General features: G+C 72.3%; 14 protein-coding genes and 3 tRNA genes. 10 read left to right on the forward strand and 7 right to left on the reverse strand.

The window, feature by feature from the left end:
- Nucleotides 1-39: 39 nt before the first annotated feature.
- Nucleotides 40-690, forward strand: coding sequence for a putative DNA-mimic protein (locus tag KHP12_RS28065; RefSeq protein WP_210609605.1), 651 nt, complete (start codon nt 40-42; stop codon nt 688-690).
- 97 nt (nt 691-787) lie between these two features.
- Here KHP12_RS28065 and KHP12_RS28070 read toward each other — a convergent pair whose 3' ends face one another.
- A complete protein-coding gene (locus KHP12_RS28070; protein ID WP_210609607.1) occupies nt 788-1,522 on the reverse strand; it encodes an SLATT domain-containing protein in 735 nt (244 codons plus the stop codon).
- A gap of 359 nt (nt 1,523-1,881) precedes the next feature.
- Here KHP12_RS28070 and purD point away from each other — a divergent pair, with 359 nt between their 5' ends.
- The 3 genes from purD (at nt 1,882) to KHP12_RS28085 (ending at nt 7,162) form a co-directional block, all read left to right on the forward strand.
- Nucleotides 1,882-3,147, forward strand: a complete 1,266-nt coding sequence (gene purD / locus KHP12_RS28075; protein ID WP_086882520.1) for a phosphoribosylamine--glycine ligase — start codon at nt 1,882-1,884, stop codon at nt 3,145-3,147.
- A gap of 337 nt (nt 3,148-3,484) precedes the next feature.
- On the forward strand, nt 3,485-5,350 hold the full coding sequence (locus tag KHP12_RS28080) for a hypothetical protein (protein ID WP_086882521.1): 1,866 nt from the start codon (nt 3,485-3,487) through the stop codon (nt 5,348-5,350).
- Nucleotides 5,351-5,662: 312 nt separating this feature from the next.
- A complete protein-coding gene (locus KHP12_RS28085) occupies nt 5,663-7,162 on the forward strand; it encodes a N,N-dimethylformamidase beta subunit family domain-containing protein (RefSeq protein WP_210609608.1) in 1,500 nt (499 codons plus the stop codon).
- Between the two features lie 639 nt (nt 7,163-7,801).
- On the opposite strand, the gene KHP12_RS28090 is transcribed toward KHP12_RS28085, so the two are convergent.
- A complete protein-coding gene (locus KHP12_RS28090) occupies nt 7,802-9,253 on the reverse strand; it encodes a phytoene desaturase family protein (RefSeq protein ID WP_086885239.1) in 1,452 nt (483 codons plus the stop codon).
- A 181-nt stretch (nt 9,254-9,434) separates the two neighbouring features.
- Between KHP12_RS28090 and KHP12_RS28095 the strand changes: the two genes are divergently transcribed.
- Nucleotides 9,435-10,355 carry a phosphoribosylaminoimidazolesuccinocarboxamide synthase gene (locus KHP12_RS28095; RefSeq protein ID WP_086885238.1) on the forward strand — a complete coding sequence of 307 codons (921 nt, stop codon included), beginning with the start codon at nt 9,435-9,437 and terminating at the stop codon, nt 10,353-10,355.
- Nucleotides 10,356-10,428: 73 nt separating this feature from the next.
- Here the strand turns inward: KHP12_RS28095 and KHP12_RS28100 are convergent.
- From KHP12_RS28100 to KHP12_RS28115, 4 genes are all read right to left on the reverse strand, one after another.
- Nucleotides 10,429-10,501: transfer RNA gene (locus KHP12_RS28100), tRNA-Gly, on the reverse strand.
- A 184-nt stretch (nt 10,502-10,685) separates the two neighbouring features.
- Nucleotides 10,686-10,761, reverse strand: a tRNA-Gly gene (locus tag KHP12_RS28105).
- Between the two features lie 81 nt (nt 10,762-10,842).
- A tRNA-Gly gene (locus KHP12_RS28110) sits at nt 10,843-10,914 on the reverse strand.
- A 146-nt stretch (nt 10,915-11,060) separates the two neighbouring features.
- Complete coding sequence (locus KHP12_RS28115; RefSeq protein ID WP_037953281.1) at nt 11,061-11,378, reverse strand: histone-like nucleoid-structuring protein Lsr2; 318 nt, start codon at nt 11,376-11,378, stop codon at nt 11,061-11,063.
- 296 nt (nt 11,379-11,674) lie between these two features.
- Between KHP12_RS28115 and purS the strand changes: the two genes are divergently transcribed.
- The 3 genes from purS to purL are packed head-to-tail and all read left to right on the forward strand — an operon-like array spanning nt 11,675 to nt 14,888.
- Entirely contained in the window at nt 11,675-11,965 is a 291-nt protein-coding gene (purS, locus tag KHP12_RS28120) for a phosphoribosylformylglycinamidine synthase subunit PurS (RefSeq protein ID WP_370467175.1), read from the forward strand.
- On the forward strand, nt 11,962-12,642 hold the full coding sequence (purQ, locus tag KHP12_RS28125) for a phosphoribosylformylglycinamidine synthase subunit PurQ (protein ID WP_020869681.1): 681 nt from the start codon (nt 11,962-11,964) through the stop codon (nt 12,640-12,642). Before purS ends, purQ begins: the two co-directional genes overlap by 4 nt.
- Entirely contained in the window at nt 12,639-14,888 is a 2,250-nt protein-coding gene (purL, locus tag KHP12_RS28130; protein WP_037953285.1) for a phosphoribosylformylglycinamidine synthase subunit PurL, read from the forward strand. The genes purQ and purL overlap by 4 nt, the downstream gene beginning before the upstream one ends.
- Before the next feature lie 96 nt (nt 14,889-14,984).
- On the opposite strand, the gene KHP12_RS28135 is transcribed toward purL, so the two are convergent.
- Nucleotides 14,985-15,383, reverse strand: coding sequence for a nuclear transport factor 2 family protein (locus KHP12_RS28135; RefSeq protein WP_086885242.1), 399 nt, complete (start codon nt 15,381-15,383; stop codon nt 14,985-14,987).
- Between the two features lie 93 nt (nt 15,384-15,476).
- On the opposite strand from KHP12_RS28135, the gene KHP12_RS28140 reads away from it, so the two are divergent.
- A complete protein-coding gene (locus KHP12_RS28140; RefSeq protein WP_211833883.1) occupies nt 15,477-16,265 on the forward strand; it encodes a maleylpyruvate isomerase family mycothiol-dependent enzyme in 789 nt (262 codons plus the stop codon).
- 156 nt (nt 16,266-16,421) lie between these two features.
- On the forward strand, nt 16,422-17,981 hold the full coding sequence (gene purF / locus KHP12_RS28145; RefSeq protein ID WP_086885235.1) for an amidophosphoribosyltransferase: 1,560 nt from the start codon (nt 16,422-16,424) through the stop codon (nt 17,979-17,981).
- The last annotated feature ends 32 nt before the right edge of the window (nt 17,982-18,013 follow it).

Below are 18,013 nucleotides of genomic sequence, written 5' to 3' on the forward strand. Positions count from 1 at the left end.
GGCCGACCATCGACCGTACGGATACGAGAGTGAGATCGCGTGGCATGTGACCTCTGGTTGGTCCCCCTCGTCGATGTGCTGTGCCACAGCCCCGACAACCCCTTCGCCGAAGAGATCGCCGCGTACGACAAGGCGCTCGGTGATGCCGGTCTGCCGCCCGTGCCCGTCTTCAGTTATATGCCGGGTCTTTCCGGGGATGTCGCCCCGGTGGCCGGTTTCGACTACGACGCGCTGCACTTCCTCCGCCGCGCCTATCTGCTCCAGCTGTGCGGACTCGCGGTGACGCCGGTGGACGAACTCGGCGGGGACTACGAGCAGTTGCTGGAGATGTTCGAGCCCACGGCCCAGCAGTCGCATCTGGTGTGGCACTACGACCACGCGGGCGCGTATGTCCCCGTCGACTTCCAGAGCCCGCTGTCCAGCGACGAACTCCTCGAGGGCGGCGGCCCGTTGGGCTCCAGCCATGGACTGCTGCGCGAACTGGAGGCGGTCGCCCCGGCGCTCGGCATCGACCCGTCCAACCCCCCGGCCGCCCCAGCGCCCCCGGCCCGCCCCACGAGCCTGGAGGAGCCGGCGGCGTCGGTCCCGTACGAGGACAGCCCCTTCGCGCGGGAGCGCCATGTGTGGCTGGGGCTGCACGCGGCGGCGACGCGCAGCCTGGGCCAGGGCTCGATGATCGTCTTCAGCTGATCACCGGGCTGACCGCCGGGCTGGCCGCCGGGCTGACCACCGACCGACCGCCGGGCTGACCGCCGTCCCCGGGAGGCCCCGCGGCCGTCATCCGTCATCAGCGGGGCGGCTCGGGAGGACGCTGTCGCGGCATATTGGGCCGGGCGGGGCCCGGCGGCAGCGGAAAGCGGCTCGCGGGGCTCCCGGTGTCCGGACGGGGGCCCTGGGCCATCAGCGACTGCGTGACCAGCGGCGCGGAACCGGATCCGAAGTCCACCATCCAGCCCGCCGTCTCGGCCCGCACCAGCTCCGACACGTCCTCGCAGAACCGCCGCAGCACCAAAAGACACCGCTCCACGGCCTCGCTCGCGGTGCCCTCGGTCGGACCCAGCACCTCCCGCACGCTCTCCGACGCCCAGTCGAACTGCAACACCTCCAGCCGCCGCTGCACCGCCTGCGCCGTGGCCATGTCCCGCATCCAGCCGGACGTCAGCCCGAAGAACCGGTCGCCGCCGACGCACGCGACCGCCAGCAGCAGCGCCAGCGCGCCCCACCCGGCGCCGCCGTCCAGCGTCCCGTTCAGATCCAGCAGCGGCAGTACGGCCCCCACGACCCCCGCCACCGCGGCCCCCACCCGCAGCACCCGGGCGGCCCGCCGCTTCCACACCCGGTCGGCGAGATACCACCCGGCGACCTCCAGCGCGCCCTCCTCGACCCACTGGTACAACTCGTCGAGCCGCTCCGCGGGCTCCCCCCAGTCGCCGTGCGGGAAGGGTCGGCCGAGCAGGTCACCCTGGTTCCTCGCACCCTCCTGCCGAGGGAGCCCCTCGGGCTGCATCTCCGGCTGACTCACCGTGCGACTCCCTCTGCGGCGGTGTCTCTCCTGCGCGCGGCTGACGCGCGACCACCATTCCTACCGCCGAACGGTTGGCCACGATGACCCGATCACCGGATTTCAGTCCATAAGGGCTGCCCCATCGGGTATAGGGCCGCCCACTCCTCACCCAAAAGAGTGCCCCCGCTCACGGCGCAGGGGCTCGCACGGGGATCCAGGCCACACCGCGCCGAACCCCGCCGGACCGCACCCGGACGCTCTCGAACCGCATTCGGACCGCCCGCGAACCGCCCGCGAACCGCCCGCGGACCGCCCCCGGACCGTGCCGCGGCCCCCGCCGCACAGCGCCCGCCGCCCCAGGCAATAGGCTGCCTACCGTGAAGGTCCTCGTCATCGGCGGCGGCGCCCGCGAACATGCCCTGTGCCGCGCTCTCTCCCTCGACCCCGACGTCACCGCACTGCACTGCGCCCCCGGCAACGCCGGCATCGCCGAGGTGGCCGAGCTGCACGCGGTCGACGCGCTCGACGGTGCCGCCGTCGCCGACCTCGCCGCCTCCCTGGGGGCGGGCCTGGTGGTCGTGGGGCCGGAGGCCCCCCTCGTGGCGGGGGTGGCCGACGCCGTGCGCGAGCGCGGGATCCCGGCCTTCGGGCCGTCCGCGGAGGCCGCGCGGCTGGAGGGCTCCAAGGCGTTCGCCAAGGACGTGATGGCGGCGGCGGGCGTGCCCACCGCCCGTGCCTATGTGTGCACCAACCCCGCCGAGGTCGACGAGGCGCTGGACGCCTTCGGCCCCCCGTACGTCGTCAAGGACGACGGCCTCGCCGCGGGCAAGGGCGTCGTGGTGACCGAGGACGTCGAGGCCGCCCGTACGCACGCGCTGGCCTGCGGCCGGGTGGTGATCGAGGAGTTCCTGGACGGCCCGGAGGTCTCCCTCTTCGCGATCACCGACGGCGAGACCGTGGTCCCGCTCCAGCCCGCCCAGGACTTCAAGCGCGCCCACGACGGCGACGAGGGCCCGAACACCGGCGGCATGGGCGCGTACTCCCCGCTGCCCTGGGCGGACCCCGCCCTGGTGGACGAGGTCGTGGCCACGGTCTGCCAGCCCACCGTCGACGAGCTGCGCCGCCGCGGCACGCCCTTCTCCGGGCTGCTGTACGCGGGCCTGGCGATCACCTCGCGGGGCGTGCGCGTGATCGAGTTCAACGCGCGCTTCGGCGACCCGGAGACCCAGGTGGTCCTCGCCCGGCTGAAGACCCCGCTGGCCGCGGTGCTGCTCGCCGCCGCCACCGGCCGTCTGGAGGCCGAGCCGCCGCTGCGCTGGAGCGACGGTGCCGCCGTGACCGTGGTCCTCGCCTCGCACAACTACCCGGGCACCCCCCGCACCGGCGACCCGATCACCGGGCTGGACGAGGTGGCCGAGAAGGACGGCCCCAAGGCGTACGTCCTGCACGCGGGCACCAAGCGGGACGGCGCGTCCGGTGAGGTGGTGAGCGCGGGCGGCCGGGTGCTCTCCGTCACCGCGACCGGCTCCGACCTGGCGAAGGCGCGCGACCGGGCGTACCGCGCGGTGGGCCGGATCGGCCTGGAGGGCTCCCACCACCGCTCCGACATCGCGGCGAAGGCGGCCGCCGAAGCGGATGCGTAAGCGGCACAGGGGACGGCTGTAAGAACGGCTGTAAGAAGTGTCTCAACCGGGGGCTCAAGGGTGTCAGTGAACGGTTCGGAAGGCCGCTTCCGCCTGTTCACACGGGGCCCGGCGTCGCCATCGCGAAGTTCCCGGTTTTACCCAAGGCCATTCCATTGGGTGAGCGGTTCCGCATCCTGCTGACGCGCGCCCGGCCCCCAACTAGTGTGCCGCTCAGGCGAGGTGCGGCAACTGGCCCACCGGCATTGCGGAGTCGGCGGCCGGTGCGACAGTGGGTGGGGAGAAAACAACGCCGCCGTCGTCCGCTGTTCAAACACCGGCCGGACAGTAGGGGGTGATGAGAACCGTGGCAGGTCCCGAAGCAGGTGCCCTGGAGGCGCGTGCCCGCGCCCTCGCGGTATTGCGCATCCGGAGCACCGCGCTCGCGGTCGCACTCCTCCCGGCCGCCGCCGCCGTAGTGCTGCTGGCCGGAAGCGCCACCGGCAGCATCGGCGGCTCCCAGGACGAGGGCTGGACGGCGCTGCGCTGGGTGGTGACCGGGTGCGCCCTGGTGGTCCTGCTGCTGGCGGCCGCCGTGGCCGCCGTGGTCGTCCGGGCCAGGCCCGCGCTCACCCCGACGGTGCCCGTCGCCGAGGAGACCGCGCCCGACCTCTACCGGCTGATCCGCGATCTGGCCGAGCGTCTGGAGGTCCCCGCGCCCTCGGCCATAGCGCTCACCCCCGACTGCGACAGCTGGCTGGAGGACCGTACCCATCCGGCGCACGCCAACCGGCGGGAGCGCCGGGACCGCGGCGCCGTCGCGGTCGAGGAGCCGCGCCCGGTGCGCGGCGCCGGAGGGCCCGGCCCGGCGGCGGGCGCCGACCGGGTCGTGGACCGCCCCGAGCGGGGCGTCCCGCGGGCGCCGGTGCTGGTGATCGGCTCGCCGTTCCTGTGGTGGATGCGGGTCGCCGAGCTGCGCGCGCTGCTCGCCCCGGTGGTCGCGGGCACCGGCCCGTCCGTCCACCCCGACATAGCCTCCGCCCGCCGCTTCGTGCGCGGCCTTGACGCCGCCGTGGCGGTCGCGGCCCGTGGCGGCGAGCCGTCGTCCGGGCCCGCGCCCGCCCTGGTGGCGGCGGTGCGCCGGCCCGCCTTCGGCTTCGTCGGCTGGGTCGCCCGGCTGCTGCTGCGCGGCTGCCGGGACCACGCGGCCGAGATGGAGCGCGCGGTCGCCGCGGCCGCCTCCGAGCGGGCCCAGACGGTGGACTACGGGCTGCGGATCGTCGCCCAGGAGCAGGTGGGCCTCGCCTACGCGGGCTGGGACCGGCTGCTGACCCGGGTCGCGCTGCCCGCCTGGCGGATGGGCCGCTGGCCCTCCCGGCTGGACGCGGGCGTGGTCTCGGCGCTCACCGAGCTCTCCCGCCGGGACCGGCTCGCCGAGGGGTTCACCTCCCGGCTGAGCGAGCGCCCGGCCTGCGACCTGCTGGAGGAGCCCGGGGCGATGGACGAGGCCACCTCGCTGCTCGCTGCCCGCCTCTTCCACGGCGGCCCGCCGGAGCCGGGCCCCGACTGGTCCCCGGTCGACTGGGGCGCGTATCCGGAGGAGGTCGTGGACCGCAAGTGGCGACAGGAGGCCGCCCGGCTCAACCGGCTCCTGGACGAGCGGGACGACGCCCATGAGCCCGTTGGCGCCGCCCCCGCACCGGCCCGCGCGAGCGGGCCCGCCCCGGCCACCCTGGCCCGCCTCATCGACCGGCTCACCGCCGCCCCGGCCGGGCCCGCCGATGGCACCGACGGCGGCTCCGACGGCGGCGCCCCCCGCCTCGCCGCCCGGCTCAGCGTCGAGGTGGCCCGGGAGGAGGCCGCCGCCACCCGGGGGCACGGCCAGGGCCCGGCGGCGGGTGCCGAGGGGCCCGCGGGCGGCTCCGGCGGCGACCCGTGGATCGACGGCTTCGCCCCGGCGTTCCCGCTCCAGCCGCCCCGTACCGGCCGGGAGCTGCTCGCCGACCATGTCACCGCCATGGTCTGCTGCGCCGCCGTGGACACCGCGGGTGCGGCCCCCGGCCTCGACTGGCTGGACGGGCCGGCGCTGCTCGTCGGCGGGCGGCGCCGGGCCGACCTGGCGCATCCGGTGCTGAGCCTGGTGGAGGACGGCGACGACGGGCCGCTGCGCGCCTGGCTCGGCGAGGTGGGGGTCCGCCCGGAGAAGCCCGTCCGGCTGGTGTAGCGGCTGCGGCTGGTGTAGCGGCTGCGGCCTGGTGTGGCGGCGCGGGCCCCCGCCGAATACCGCTCCTATGTGCACCCTTGTCGCGCGTTCGGTGCCTGTTCCGGCAATTTGGCGACTATCGGTGACGGAGTAGGTGCGTAATGTGATGTGCTTGGACCGGTCGCTGTCGCCCGGCCCAGGAGTTCCGGCCCAACCGGCCCGAACCGCAGGACCGGCCCCCGCAGCCCGGCCCACAAGGCCGGACCCGCGGCGGCGCGGTGTGCGAGGACAGCGAGGCGAGGCGCCGCCGGGTACGCAGGGAGGGGAGCAGTTGTGGGGACGGACCAGATCCGGCGCTGGGAGTCGGGAGCGCTCGCTCACGCGGTGACGGATCCTTTCGGCCAGGGCCCGCTGCCCTGGCTGCGCGACAGTGAGAACTACTTCGACGACACCGGCCGGGTGGTCCCGTGGTACGTCGACCACGTCCATCTCTCCGGCGCCGACGCCCGGGCCACCGAGCGGATCGGCGCGAGGGGCCCCGCCAGGATCCCCGGCCCCCGCACCGCCGACGATGTCCACCGGCAGATCAAGGGCTTCCCCTCCAGCTCCGCGGCGGCCCCCGGCGAGGCCATCGACTTCCGGATCACGGTGGACCCGCCCCAGCAGTTCAGCGTGGACATCTACCGCATCGGCTACTACGACGGCACCGGCGCACTGAAGATCACCACCAGCCCCCGGCTGTCCGGGATCGTCCAGCCGCCCCCGCTCACCGCCGACCGCACCGTCTCCTGCCACCACTGGTGGCTGTCCTGGCGGATGCAGATCCCCTCGTACTGGAAGCTCGGCGCGTATGTCGCGGTGCTGACCACCCTGGACGGCTACCGCAGCCACATCCCCTTCACCGTCCGCGACAGCCGCCCCGCCGACCTCCTCCTCGTCCTCCCGGACCTCACCTGGCAGGCGTACAACCTCTACCCGGAGGACGGCCGGACCGGCGCCAGCCTCTACCACGCCTGGGACGAGCGGGGAAAGCTGCTGGGCGAGTCGGAGGCGGCCACCACGGTCTCCTTCGACCGGCCGTACGCGGGCGCCGGGCTGCCCCTCCATGTGGGGCACGCCTACGACTTCATCCGCTGGGCCGAGCGCTACGGCTACGACCTCGCGTACGCCGAGATGCGCGACCTGCACGCGGGCAGCGTCGACCCCACCCGCTACCGGGGGCTGGTCTTCCCCGGCCATGACGAGTACTGGTCGGCGCCGATGCGCCGCACCGTGGAGGCGGCCCGCGACAGCGGCACCTCGCTGGTCTTCCTCTCCGCGAACACCATGTACTGGCAGGTCGAGCTCGCCGCCTCGCCCTCCGGCCCGGCCCGGCTGCTGACCTGCCGCAAGCGCCGCGGCCCCGGCCGCTCGGCACTCTGGCGCGAGACCGCGCCCGAGCAGCAGCTCATCGGCATTCAGTACGCGGGCCGGGTGCCCGAGCCGAGCCCGCTGATCGTGCGCAACGCCCGCCACTGGCTGTGGGAGGCCACGGGCGCGGACGAGGGCGACGAGCTCCCCGGCCTGGTCGCCGGCGAGGCCGACCGCTACTTCCCCCGCACCGCCCTCCCCGACCACCTCCGCCGCATCCTCCTGGCCCACTCCCCGTACGAAGACACGGAGGGCGCCATCCGCCACCAGGAGACCTCGCTCTACCGGGCCCCGAGCGGCGCGCTGGTCTTCGCGTCGGGGACGTTCGCGTGGTCGCCCGCGCTGGATCGCCCAGGTCATACGGATGAGCGGGTGCAGCGGGCCACGGCGAATCTGCTGGACCGGATCTGCAAACGGGGCTGAGACAGTGTCCGGCGAACCACGGATGCTTTCCCCACCCCGCCCCTTCCCACTACCAGGGGCTCCGCCCCCGGGACCCCCGGGACCCCCTGGACCCCCGGGATCCCCGGGAGCCCCGGGACCCCCGCGGCGGAGCCGCATATCGATGCTAAGCCCGCCCGCGGGCGTAACGACCCGTAGGGCGTCGTCGCTTGGCCTGCGGCCGGTGCGGGGGCAGGGGCTCCGCCCCTGGACCCCCTGGGATCTGGGGCGGAGACCTGCCACGCGGGGGCCGTGTATCGATGCTCAGCCCGCCGCAGGCGTCACGATCCGCCGGGCGTCGCTTGGCCTGCGGCTGGTGGAGGGCGGCTTTCCGCTCCTCGTCCTGCTGGGCAGGGGGCTCTCCGCCTCTGGATGCCGGGGTCTGGGGCGGAGCCTCAGTTTCGGGGAGGGGCGGGGTGGGGGGAGCAGTCCGCCGCAGGCGTCACGGTCCGTCGGGTGCCGTTTGGCGCCCGTGGCCGGTGCGGGGGCTTCCCTCTCCCCGCACCGCTACAGGGGCTCTCCGCCTCTGGACGCCGGGGTCTGGGGCGGAGCCTCAGTTTCGGGAAGGGGCGGGGTGGGGAGCAGCCCGCCGCAGGCGTCACGATCCGCCGGACGTACCCCCTACGCCACCGGGGCCAGGGGCGGGGCCTTCCGGATGCCGAAACGATGCCGTAGCGCCGACAGGGCCGCCAGGTAGCCGCACATCCCATGGACCCCCGGCCCCGGCGGAGTCGCCGATGAGCAGAGGAAGAGGCCGGGCAGCGGAGTGCGGTACGGATCGAGGCGGGGCACCGGCCGGGCGAGGCTCTGCCGGATCGTCATCGCGCCCGAGCCGATGTCCCCGCCCACGTCGTTGGGGTCGTAACGCTCCAGGTCCCGCCCCGACATCCCGCGCGCCGCGAGCACCGTGTCGCCGAAGCCGGGGGCGTACGTCTCGATCCGGGAGCGAATGAGCTCCACCGGGTCGGTGTCGTCGCCGTTCGGCATGTGCGCGTAGGCCCACACCGGGCGCCTGCCGGGCCGGGCGCGCCCGGGGTCGGTGACGGCCGGGTCGACGAGCAGCACGAAGGGCGCCCGGCTGCGGACCCCGCGCGCGGTCCGGTTCTCCTCCCGGACCAGCTCGGCATGGGTGCCGCCCAGGTGTACGGTCCCGGCGCGGCCCACGGCGGGGTCGGCCCACGGGATCGGCTCGCTGACCAGGAAGTCGGCCTTGGCGGCGGCCGGGCCGTAGCGGAACCGCCGCAGCGCCCGGGCGTAGCGGTCGGGCAGCGCGCGCCCGGCGATGTCCAGCAGTCCCGGAACACCGGTGTCGAGCAGCACCGCGCGATACCCGTCCAGCTCACGGAGGTCGCCGATCGCGCGCCCGGTGTGGAAGGTGCCGCCGTGCGCGGTGATGTCGTCCACCATGGCCTCGGCGATCCGGGCGCTGCCGCCGCGCGGCAGCGGCCAGCCGAGCCCGTGGGCCAGATGCCCGAGCAGGGCAGCCACCGCACCGCCGGCCAGGCTGGGCAGTTCGCCCACGGCATGGGCGGCGACCCCGGTGAGCAGGGCGGGCGCCGCCTCACCGGCGAAGCGGGCGGCACCGAGCCGAGTGCCGTGCACAAGGATCCGGGGGGCCAGCAGCAGCGGTGCCGCCGGATCGCGGGGGAGGGCGCGCTGCCCGGAGAGGATGAAGTCGACGACGCCCTCGCTGTGTCGCACCAGCGGCGCCATCAGCCGCCGCCAGCGCTCCCCGTCCGGGCCGAGCCCGGCGCAGGTGGTGCCCAGATCGCGGTGGGCGAGCGCGGCGCGGCCGCCGTCCAGCGGATGGGCGTAGGAGACCTCGGGCGTCAGCAGTTCCACCCCGCGCGCGGCCAGGCCGAACTCGCGGAAGAAGCGGGAGGCGGGCGCCATGGGATGGACCGCCGAGCAGATGTCATGGACGATCTCCGGGTCGAAGAGCGGCTGGGTGCGCAGCCCGCCGCCGATGTCGGCGGCGGCCTCGTACACCACCACCCGCAGCCCGGCGCGGGCCAGGGTGACGGCGGCCGCGAGCCCGTTGGGCCCGCTGCCCACGATCGCCGCGTCGGCCATCCCGCACCTCCCCGCCGTCCCCATCGGTGTTCTGCCCCACGAGTTCCTCGTACGACGTGTCCGAACCGGCCGGAAGCGGAACCCGGAGCGCCGCACCCCTGCGGCTCCGCGCCCCACCGCAGGTCGTCGCCGTTCAGTGCGGCAGAATCGAGGGGCTTGGACAAAAACACCAGGAGGAAGCGTGTCCGGATTCGTTGAGAAGCCCGAGCCGGTCGAGGTTCCGGGCCTTCAGCACCTGCACACCGGCAAGGTGCGCGACCTCTACCGGAACGAGCGCGGTGAGCTCGTCATGGTCGCCAGCGACCGGATCTCCGCCTACGACTGGGTTCTGCCGACCGAGATCCCCGAGAAGGGCAAGATCCTCACCCAGCTCTCCCTCTGGTGGTTCGATCTGCTCGCCGACCTCGTCCCCAACCACGTCCTGTCCACCGAGCTGCCCGCCGGCGCCCCCGCCGACTGGGAGGGCCGGACCCTGGTGTGCCGGTCGCTGCGGATGGTCCCGGTCGAATGCGTGGCACGCGGCTATCTGACCGGCTCCGGCCTGGCCGAGTACCGCGACACCCGTACGGTGTGCGGAATCGCCCTCCCCGAGGGGCTGACCGACGGCTCCGAGCTGCCCTCCCCGATCTTCACCCCGGCCACCAAGGCCGAGGTCGGCGAGCACGACGAGAACGTGGCGTACGAGGAGGTGGCCCACCGCATCGGCGCCGAGCCCGCCGCCCAGCTGCGCCAGGCCACCCTCGCCATCTACAACCGCGCCCGGGAGATCTCCCGCGCCCGGGGGATCATCCTCGCCGACACCAAGTTCGAGTTCGGCTACGCGGAGGCGACCCTGGGCGCGGAGAGCGCCGAGCCGGTGCTCGCCGACGAGGTGCTGACCCCGGACTCCTCCCGCTTCTGGCCCGCCGACCAGTGGGAGCCCGGCCATGCGCAGCCGTCCTTCGACAAGCAGTACGTCCGCGACTGGCTGACCTCTCCGGCCTCCGGCTGGGACCGCGCCGGCGAGCAGCCGCCGCCCCCGCTCCCGGCGGAGGTCGTCGAGCGGACGCATGCGAAGTACGCGGAGGCTTACGAGCTGCTGACCGGCACCAGCTGGAAGTAGCCGGGGAGCCCGCCAAGGGACGGAAGAACGACCAGGGGCCCCAGCCGATCGGCCGGGGCCCCTGCGTTCCCTGAGCGGACGACGAGGCTCGAACTCGCGACCTCAACCTTGGCAAGGTTGCGCTCTACCAACTGAGCTACGTCCGCCTGCGCCGGACTTTTCCGGTTCGGCGCGCCTCTACTATAACCAAACCCGCGACCGGTGAACTACCACCCCGGACCTCGAGCCCGCTCCGATACCGCTCCGGTGCCGCTCCGCGCGGCGGTGAAGCGGCTCGGAGCCGCATCAAAACGCCTGAGGCGCCGGTCGATTCGACCGGCGCCTCAGATCTGGAGCGGACGACGAGATTCGAACTCGCGACCCTCACCTTGGCAAGGTGATGCTCTACCAACTGAGCCACGTCCGCATGCCTCCGACCGGCTTTCACCGATCGGCGCGTGCATCACTCTACCTGATCCTCGTCAACACGAGGCCGGTAGACGATGAGAGCGGGTGACAGGGATCGCACACTGCGCCTCCCCCTTGGAAAGGGGGCGCTCTACTACTGAGCTACACCCGCATGGTGTCTTCCTCGGGGTTTCGGCCTTTCGGCCTCGCCCCTCGGCGTGCTCCAGACTTTAGCGGATCACCCGGGGTGGTGTGCAACTCGGCTGAACGGGGGGTGCCTCAGGCTGAACGCGGGTGCCTCGGGCAGAGCGGGTTGGCTCAGGCCGACTCGTCGAAGGCTTCGTAGACCTTCTTGGGGATCCGGCCGCGCGGAGGCACCTCCATGCCGTTCGACCGGGCCCAGGCGCGCACCGCGGCCGGGTCCGGGGCGACGGCGGTGCGGCGGTACGTCTTGCCCGAGCGGGCCCGCTTGCGGCCGGCCTCCACGTACGGCGCGAGAGCGTCGCGCAGTTTCGACGCATTGGCAGAGTTGAGGTCGATCTCGTACAACTTGCCGTCGAGTCCGAACGTGACCGTCTCTTCCGCTTCGCCTCCTTCGAGGTCGTCGGAGAGCGTGACTACTACGCGCTGCGCCACGGATATCGGTCCTTTCGGGCTGCATCGTTGCGTTGACGTGCAAAGATGTCAGCTGTCCAGTTGTGTCCAACAATGCTTTTTCATTTGTACAGTGACTGGCATTGCATTGTGAACCCCAGTAATTCCATCCGCGTGTCACGCCGTGATCGGGACCATACGTTTTTCCCCGACCTTTCCCCGTCAGTTGCCGCCGACGATGCTTAAACGTGACCGAACCCTTGCATATCTACTCGCGTAGATTTTTGGCCGGGGTAGGCTTGGGCACCGCCTTACGCACCAGCACCACACCACCGGGAGTGCCAGTGGCACGCGTCGTAGTCGACGTCATGCTCAAGCCGGAGATCCTCGACCCCCAGGGCCAGGCGGTGCAGCGAGCACTGCCCCGCCTCGGTTTCGAGGGGATCGCCGACGTCCGCCAGGGCAAGCGCTTTGAACTCGAGGTGGAGGGCCCGGTCGATGACGCCGCCCTCGCCCGTATCCACCAGATCGCCGAGACCTTTCTGGCGAACACCGTGATCGAGGACTTTTCCGTGAAGGTCGAGGTCGGCGAGGGCGCCGACGCCACTGCCGTGAAGGCGGAGTCGTGACCGCACGCGTCGGAGTCATCACCTTCCCCGGCACGCTCGACGACCGTGACACCCAGCGCGCGGTCCGCGCCGCCGGGCTGGAAGCCGTACCGCTGTGGCACCGCGACAAGGACCTCAAGCAGGTCGACGCGGTGATCCTGCCGGGCGGCTTCTCCTATGGCGACTATCTGCGGGCCGGGGCGATCTCCCGCTTCTCCCCGGTAATGGACTCGGTGATCGACCAGGCGAAGGCCGGTATGCCGGTGCTTGGCATCTGCAATGGCTTCCAGGTACTCACCGAGACCCATCTCCTGCCCGGTGCGATGCTGCGGAACAACCATCTGCACTTCATCTGCCGTGATCAGAAGTTGCGAGTGGAAAACGCGGAGACCGCCTGGACCCGCTCCTATGAGCGGGGTCAGGAGATCAACATCCCGCTGAAGAACATCGACGGCCGCTATGTCGCCGATGAGCGCGTCCTCGATGAACTCGAGGCCGAGGGACGCGTCGTCTTCCGCTATCAGGAGCTCAACCCCAACGGCTCGCTCCGCGACATCGCCGGTATCTGCAATGCGGCGGGCAATGTCGTCGGCCTCATGCCCCACCCCGAGCACGCCGTCGAACCGCTGATCGGCACCGGTCGCACCGACGGTCTCGGATTCTTCACCTCGATCCTCAAGAGGCTGGTCAGCGCATGACCCTGGACACCACCAAGCACGCGGCGCAGACCCCGGAGGCCGAGCAGCCCTGGGCCGAACTCGGTCTCAAGCAGGACGAGTACGAGCGCGTCCGCGCCATCCTGGGCCGCCGCCCCACCGGCGCCGAGCTCGCGATGTACTCCGTCATGTGGTCCGAACACTGCTCGTACAAGTCGAGCAAGGTCCACTTGCGGCAGTTCGGTGAGAAGGCCCCGGAGAGCGACGCCCTGCTCGTCGGCATCGGCGAGAACGCGGGTGTGGTCGACGTCGGCCAGGGCTACGCGGTCACCTTCAAGGTCGAGTCGCACAACCACCCCTCGTACATCGAGCCCTACCAGGGCGCGGCCACCGGCGTCGGCGGCATCGTCCGCGACATCCTCGCCATGGGCGCCCGCCCGGTGGCCGTGATGGACCCACTGCGCTTCGGCGCCGCCGACCACCCCGACACCAAGCGGGTGCTGCCCGGTGTGGTCGCGGGCATCGGCGGCTACGGCAACTGCCTGGGCCTGCCCAACATCGGCGGCGAGGTCGTCTTCGACCCCTGCTACCAGGGCAACCCGCTGGTCAACGCGTTGTGCGTGGGCGTGATGAAGCATGAGGACATCCACCTCGCCAAGGCGTCCGGCACCGGCAACAAGGTGATCCTCTACGGCGCCCGCACCGGCGGCGACGGCATCGGCGGCGTCTCCGTGCTCGCCTCCGAGACGTTCGACGACTCGAAGCCCACCAAGCGCCCCGCCGTCCAGGTCGGCGACCCCTTCCAGGAGAAGCTGCTCATCGAGTGCACCCTGGAGGTCTTCAAGGAGGACCTGGTCGAGGGCATCCAGGACCTCGGCGGCGCGGGCCTGTCCTGCGCCACCAGCGAGCTCGCCAGCGCCGGCTCCGGCGGCATGCGGGTCGAGCTCGACACCGTGCCGCTGCGCGACTCCTCGCTCTCCCCCGAGGAGATCCTGATGAGCGAGTCGCAGGAGCGGATGTGCGCGATCGTGAAGCCCGAGAAGGTCGACCGCTTCCTGGAGATCTGCGAGAAGTGGGACGTCATCGCCACCGTCATCGGTGAGGTCACCGACGGCGAGCGGCTGGAGATCTACTGGCACGGCGAGCAGATCGTGGACGTCCCGCCGCGCACCGTCGCCCACGAGGGCCCGGTCTACGAGCGCCCCTACGCCCGCCCCGAGTGGCAGGACGCGCTCCAGGCCGACGACGCGGGCAAGCTGCCGCGCCCGGCCACGGCCGAGGAGCTGCGCGAGCAGGTCCTCAAGGTGATCGGCTCCCCGAACCAGTCGTCCAAGTCCTGGATCACGGACCAGTACGACCGCTTCGTGCAGGGCAACACGGTGCTCGCCCAGCCCGAGGACTCCGGCATGGTCCGGGTGGACGAGGAGACGGGCCTGGGCGTGGCCGTCGCCACGGACGGCAACGGCCGCTACGCCAAGCTGGACCCGTACGCGGGGGCGCAGCTGGCGCTCGCCGAGTCGTACCGCAATGTGGCCGCGTCCGGCGCCAAGCCGCTGGCCATCTCCAACTGCCTCAACTTCGGTTCGCCGGAGGACCCCGCGGTCATGTGGCAGTTCGCGGAGGCCACCCGCGGTCTCGCGGACGGCTGTCTGACCCTGGGCACCCCGGTCACCGGCGGCAATGTGTCGCTGTACAACCAGACCGGGGAGGTGGCCATCCACCCGACGCCGGTCGTCGCCGTCCTCGGCGTGATCGACGATGTGGCCCGCCGCACCCCGATCGCCTTCGCGGAGGAGGGCCAGCTGCTCTATCTGCTGGGCGACACCGCGGAGGAGCTGGGCGGTTCGGCCTGGTCCCAGGTGATCCACGACCACCTGGGCGGACTGCCGCCCAAGGTGGACCTGGAGCGGGAGCGGCTGCTCGCCGAGATCCTGATCTCGGCCTCGCGCGACGGCATGGTGGACGCGGCCCACGACCTGTCCGACGGCGGTCTGATCCAGGCGCTCGCCGAGTCGTGTCTGCGCGGGGGCAAGGGCGCCCGGATCGTGGTCCCGGACGGTCTGGACCCCTTCGTCCTGCTGTTCTCCGAGTCCGCGGGCCGGGCGATCGTCGCCGTACCGCGCAGCGAGGAGGTCCGCTTCAACGACATGTGCGGGGCCCGGGGGCTTCCGGCGGCCCGTATCGGCGTGGTCGACGGCGACGCGATCGACGTCCAGGGGCAGTTCTCCATCCCGCTGGCCGAGCTGCGGGAGTCGTACGAGGCGACGATCCCGGGTCTGCTGGCCTGAGGTCCGGCCCGAGAACCGGCCTGAGAACGCATGCCGTACGGCCCGCGCCCTGGTGTCAGGAAGCGGGCCGTACGGTCCGTTCGGGCCTTGTGGGGCTCACTTCCCCCAGAAGGCGTTGGCGGCGTCGATGTCCTCGACGCACTGGTCGATGTCGCTGATCTTCCCGCCGACGATGGTGAAGAACAGCCCGGTCTTCATGTCCAGCGTGCGGTTGCCGCGCTCGGCGCGGACGTGGTGGACGGAGATCACATGACCGCGCCCGTCGGGCATCACCGACTCCAGGTCGACCCGCAGCGTGCCACCGGTCTCCTCGAACTCGGTGCGGTACAGCCGCATACAGGCGTCCCGGCCCTTGTGGTGTCCGGAGATCATGTTGTCACCGGGCACATGCTGCATGACGTCCGCCGTCAGCAGCGTGGAGAGGGTGTCCAGGTCGCCCTGCTGGAACGCGGTGCATGCGCGGCGCACCACGGCGGCATCGGGGTGTTCGCCCATGATCATTCACGCCTTTCGTCCTGATTGATACCTTTCTATCCCCTTCTATCCATCCTCCGTCCGCCCCACGGGGCTGTCGATAGGCTCGGCGCCATGCCGCCTCGTGCCCGTGCCCGCAGCTATGACCCCGTCAAGACCAGGACCGCCGTGGTCGCGCAGCTCCGGCAGGTGCGGAAGGCGGCCGAGGGGCTGGACGAGACCGCCCTGGACGCCCCCACCCGGCTCGGCGACTGGACGGTCCGGGAGCTGATCGCGCATCTGGCGATGGCCGTGACGTCCGTCGTACGGCTCCTGGAACGGCCCGCGCCGCCCGCGCGCGAGGTCACCGTCACCGGCTGGGCGTCGGCGGTGGCCGGGCACGCGGGGCCGATCGACGACGACACGCGCGCTCTCGCGGCGGAGGCGAAACCGGGCGAGCTGCTGGAACGCGCCGAGACCCGGTTCGCCGAGGTGGCCGCCGTCGCGCCCGCCGACCGGCTGCTGGCCGCCCGCGTCGGGGCGATGCGGCTGGACGACTACCTGGTCACCCGCTGTGTGGAGCTCGTGGTCCACGCCGACGATCTGGCGGCCGCCACCGGCGTCCCCGTGCCCCACGACCGCCAGGCGCTGGCCACCGCCACCCGCGTGCTCGCCGACGCGCTCGCGGCGAAGGCGCCCGGCGGCTCGGTCGAGGTCCGGATCCCGCCGTTCGCCGTGATCCAGTGCGTCGAGGGCCCCCGGCACACCCGCGGCACCCCGCCGAACGTCGTCGAGACCGATCCGCCGACCTGGATCCGCCTCGCCACGGGCCGTCTGACCTGGGCCGATGCCCTGGAATCCGGGCCGCTGACCGCGAGCGGCGACCGCGCCGACCTCTCCGCCCACCTCCCCGTGCTCGGCTGACCGGCCCGAGATGTGATCCTCGCCTCGGACGGGCGTCTCCGCCCCCGGCGGTGCCCAGGTCGGGCACGGGTCCCGGGGGTCCGGAGAATGTGACTTACGCCCTCCTGACGGGTCCCTCGTTCGGAGGCGCCGCTGAACTGGCCTAGACTCGATGACGTGCCACGTGGTGACGGACGACTCAGCCACGACCTGCTCCCCGGTGAGAAGGGCCCCCAGGACGCTTGCGGCGTCTTCGGAGTCTGGGCACCGGGAGAAGAGGTCGCCAAACTCACCTATTTCGGGCTGTACGCACTGCAGCACCGTGGACAGGAGTCCGCGGGCATCGCGGTGAGCAACGGCTCCCAAATTCTCGTCTTCAAGGACATGGGCCTGGTCTCACAGGTCTTCGACGAGACCTCCCTCGGCTCCCTCACGGGCCATATCGCGGTCGGTCACGCCCGCTACTCCACCACCGGAGCCTCGGTGTGGGAGAACGCGCAGCCGACGTTCCGGGCCACCGCCCACGGCTCGATCGCGCTGGGCCACAACGGGAACCTGGTCAACACCGCCGAGCTGGCGGAGCTGGTCGCGGCCCTGCCCCGCGACGGCGGCCGGGCCACCCAGGTGGCGGCCACCAATGACACCGACCTGGTCACCGCGCTGCTCGCGGGCCAGGTGGACGAGGACGGCAAGCCGCTCACCGTCGAGCAGGCGGCCCCCATCGTGCTGCCCAAGGTCAAGGGCGCTTTCAGTCTCGTCTACATGGACGAGCACACGCTGTACGCGGCGCGCGACCCCCAGGGCATCCGCCCGCTGGTCCTCGGCCGCCTCGAGCGCGGCTGGGTGGTGGCCTCCGAGACCGCCGCCCTGGACATCGTGGGCGCGTCCTTCATCCGTGAGATCGAGCCCGGCGAGATGGTCGCCATCGACGAGAACGGGCTGCGCTCCACCACCTTCGCCGAGGCCCGCCCCAAGGGCTGTGTCTTCGAGTACGTGTACCTGGCCCGCCCCGACACCGACATCGCGGGGCGGAATGTGTACCTCTCCCGGGTCGAGATGGGCCGGCGGCTGGCCAAGGAGGCCCCGGCCGAGGCCGACCTGGTCATACCGACGCCGGAGTCCGGCACCCCGGCCGCCGTCGGCTACGCCGAGGCCAGCGGGATTCCGTACGGCTCCGGGCTGGTCAAGAACAGCTATGTGGGCCGGACCTTCATCCAGCCCTCGCAGACCATCCGGCAGCTCGGCATCCGGCTCAAGCTGAACCCCCTCAAGGAGGTCATCCGGGGCAAGCGCCTGGTGGTCGTCGACGACTCGATCGTCCGCGGCAACACCCAGCGCGCCCTGGTGCGGATGCTCCGCGAGGCGGGGGCCGCCGAGGTCCACATCCGGATCTCGTCCCCGCCGATCAAGTGGCCGTGCTTCTTCGGCATAGATTTCGCCACCCGCGCCGAGCTGATCGCCAACGGTCTCTCGGTCGAGGAGATCGGCAAGTCGCTGGGCGCCGACTCGCTGGCGTACATCTCCACCGACGGCATGATCGAGGCGACCACGATCGCCAAGCCGAATCTGTGCCGGGCCTGCTTCGACGGTGAGTACCCGATGGACCTGCCGGATCCGGAGTTGCTGGGCAAGCACCTCCTGGAGTCCGAGACGCAAGGGCAGAGCAGCGGTGACGCCGACGGTGTGACGACGCTGACCGCCGGTGTCGGCGGCGGCGACGCCCTGCGCCGTCCCTGAGCGCCGCCTGCCCGTCATCCCCGATACGAAAG

Origin of the sequence: Streptomyces asiaticus, from assembly GCF_018138715.1 — a bacterium.
In the GTDB taxonomy this organism is placed as follows: Bacteria; Actinomycetota; Actinomycetes; order Streptomycetales; family Streptomycetaceae; genus Streptomyces; species Streptomyces asiaticus.

Excerpts from the sequence above, each read along its gene's own strand:
- KHP12_RS28080 (WP_086882521.1), top strand. The coding sequence starts at position 3,485 with ATGAGAACCGTGGCAGGTCCCGAAGCAGGTGCCCTGGAGGCGCGTGCC.
- KHP12_RS28090 (WP_086885239.1), bottom strand. The coding sequence starts at position 9,253 with ATGGCCGACGCGGCGATCGTGGGCAGCGGGCCCAACGGGCTCGCGGCC.
- purL (WP_037953285.1), top strand. The coding sequence starts at position 12,639 with ATGACCCTGGACACCACCAAGCACGCGGCGCAGACCCCGGAGGCCGAG.
- KHP12_RS28135 (WP_086885242.1), bottom strand. The coding sequence starts at position 15,383 with ATGGGCGAACACCCCGATGCCGCCGTGGTGCGCCGCGCATGCACCGCG.
- KHP12_RS28140 (WP_211833883.1), top strand. The coding sequence starts at position 15,477 with ATGCCGCCTCGTGCCCGTGCCCGCAGCTATGACCCCGTCAAGACCAGG.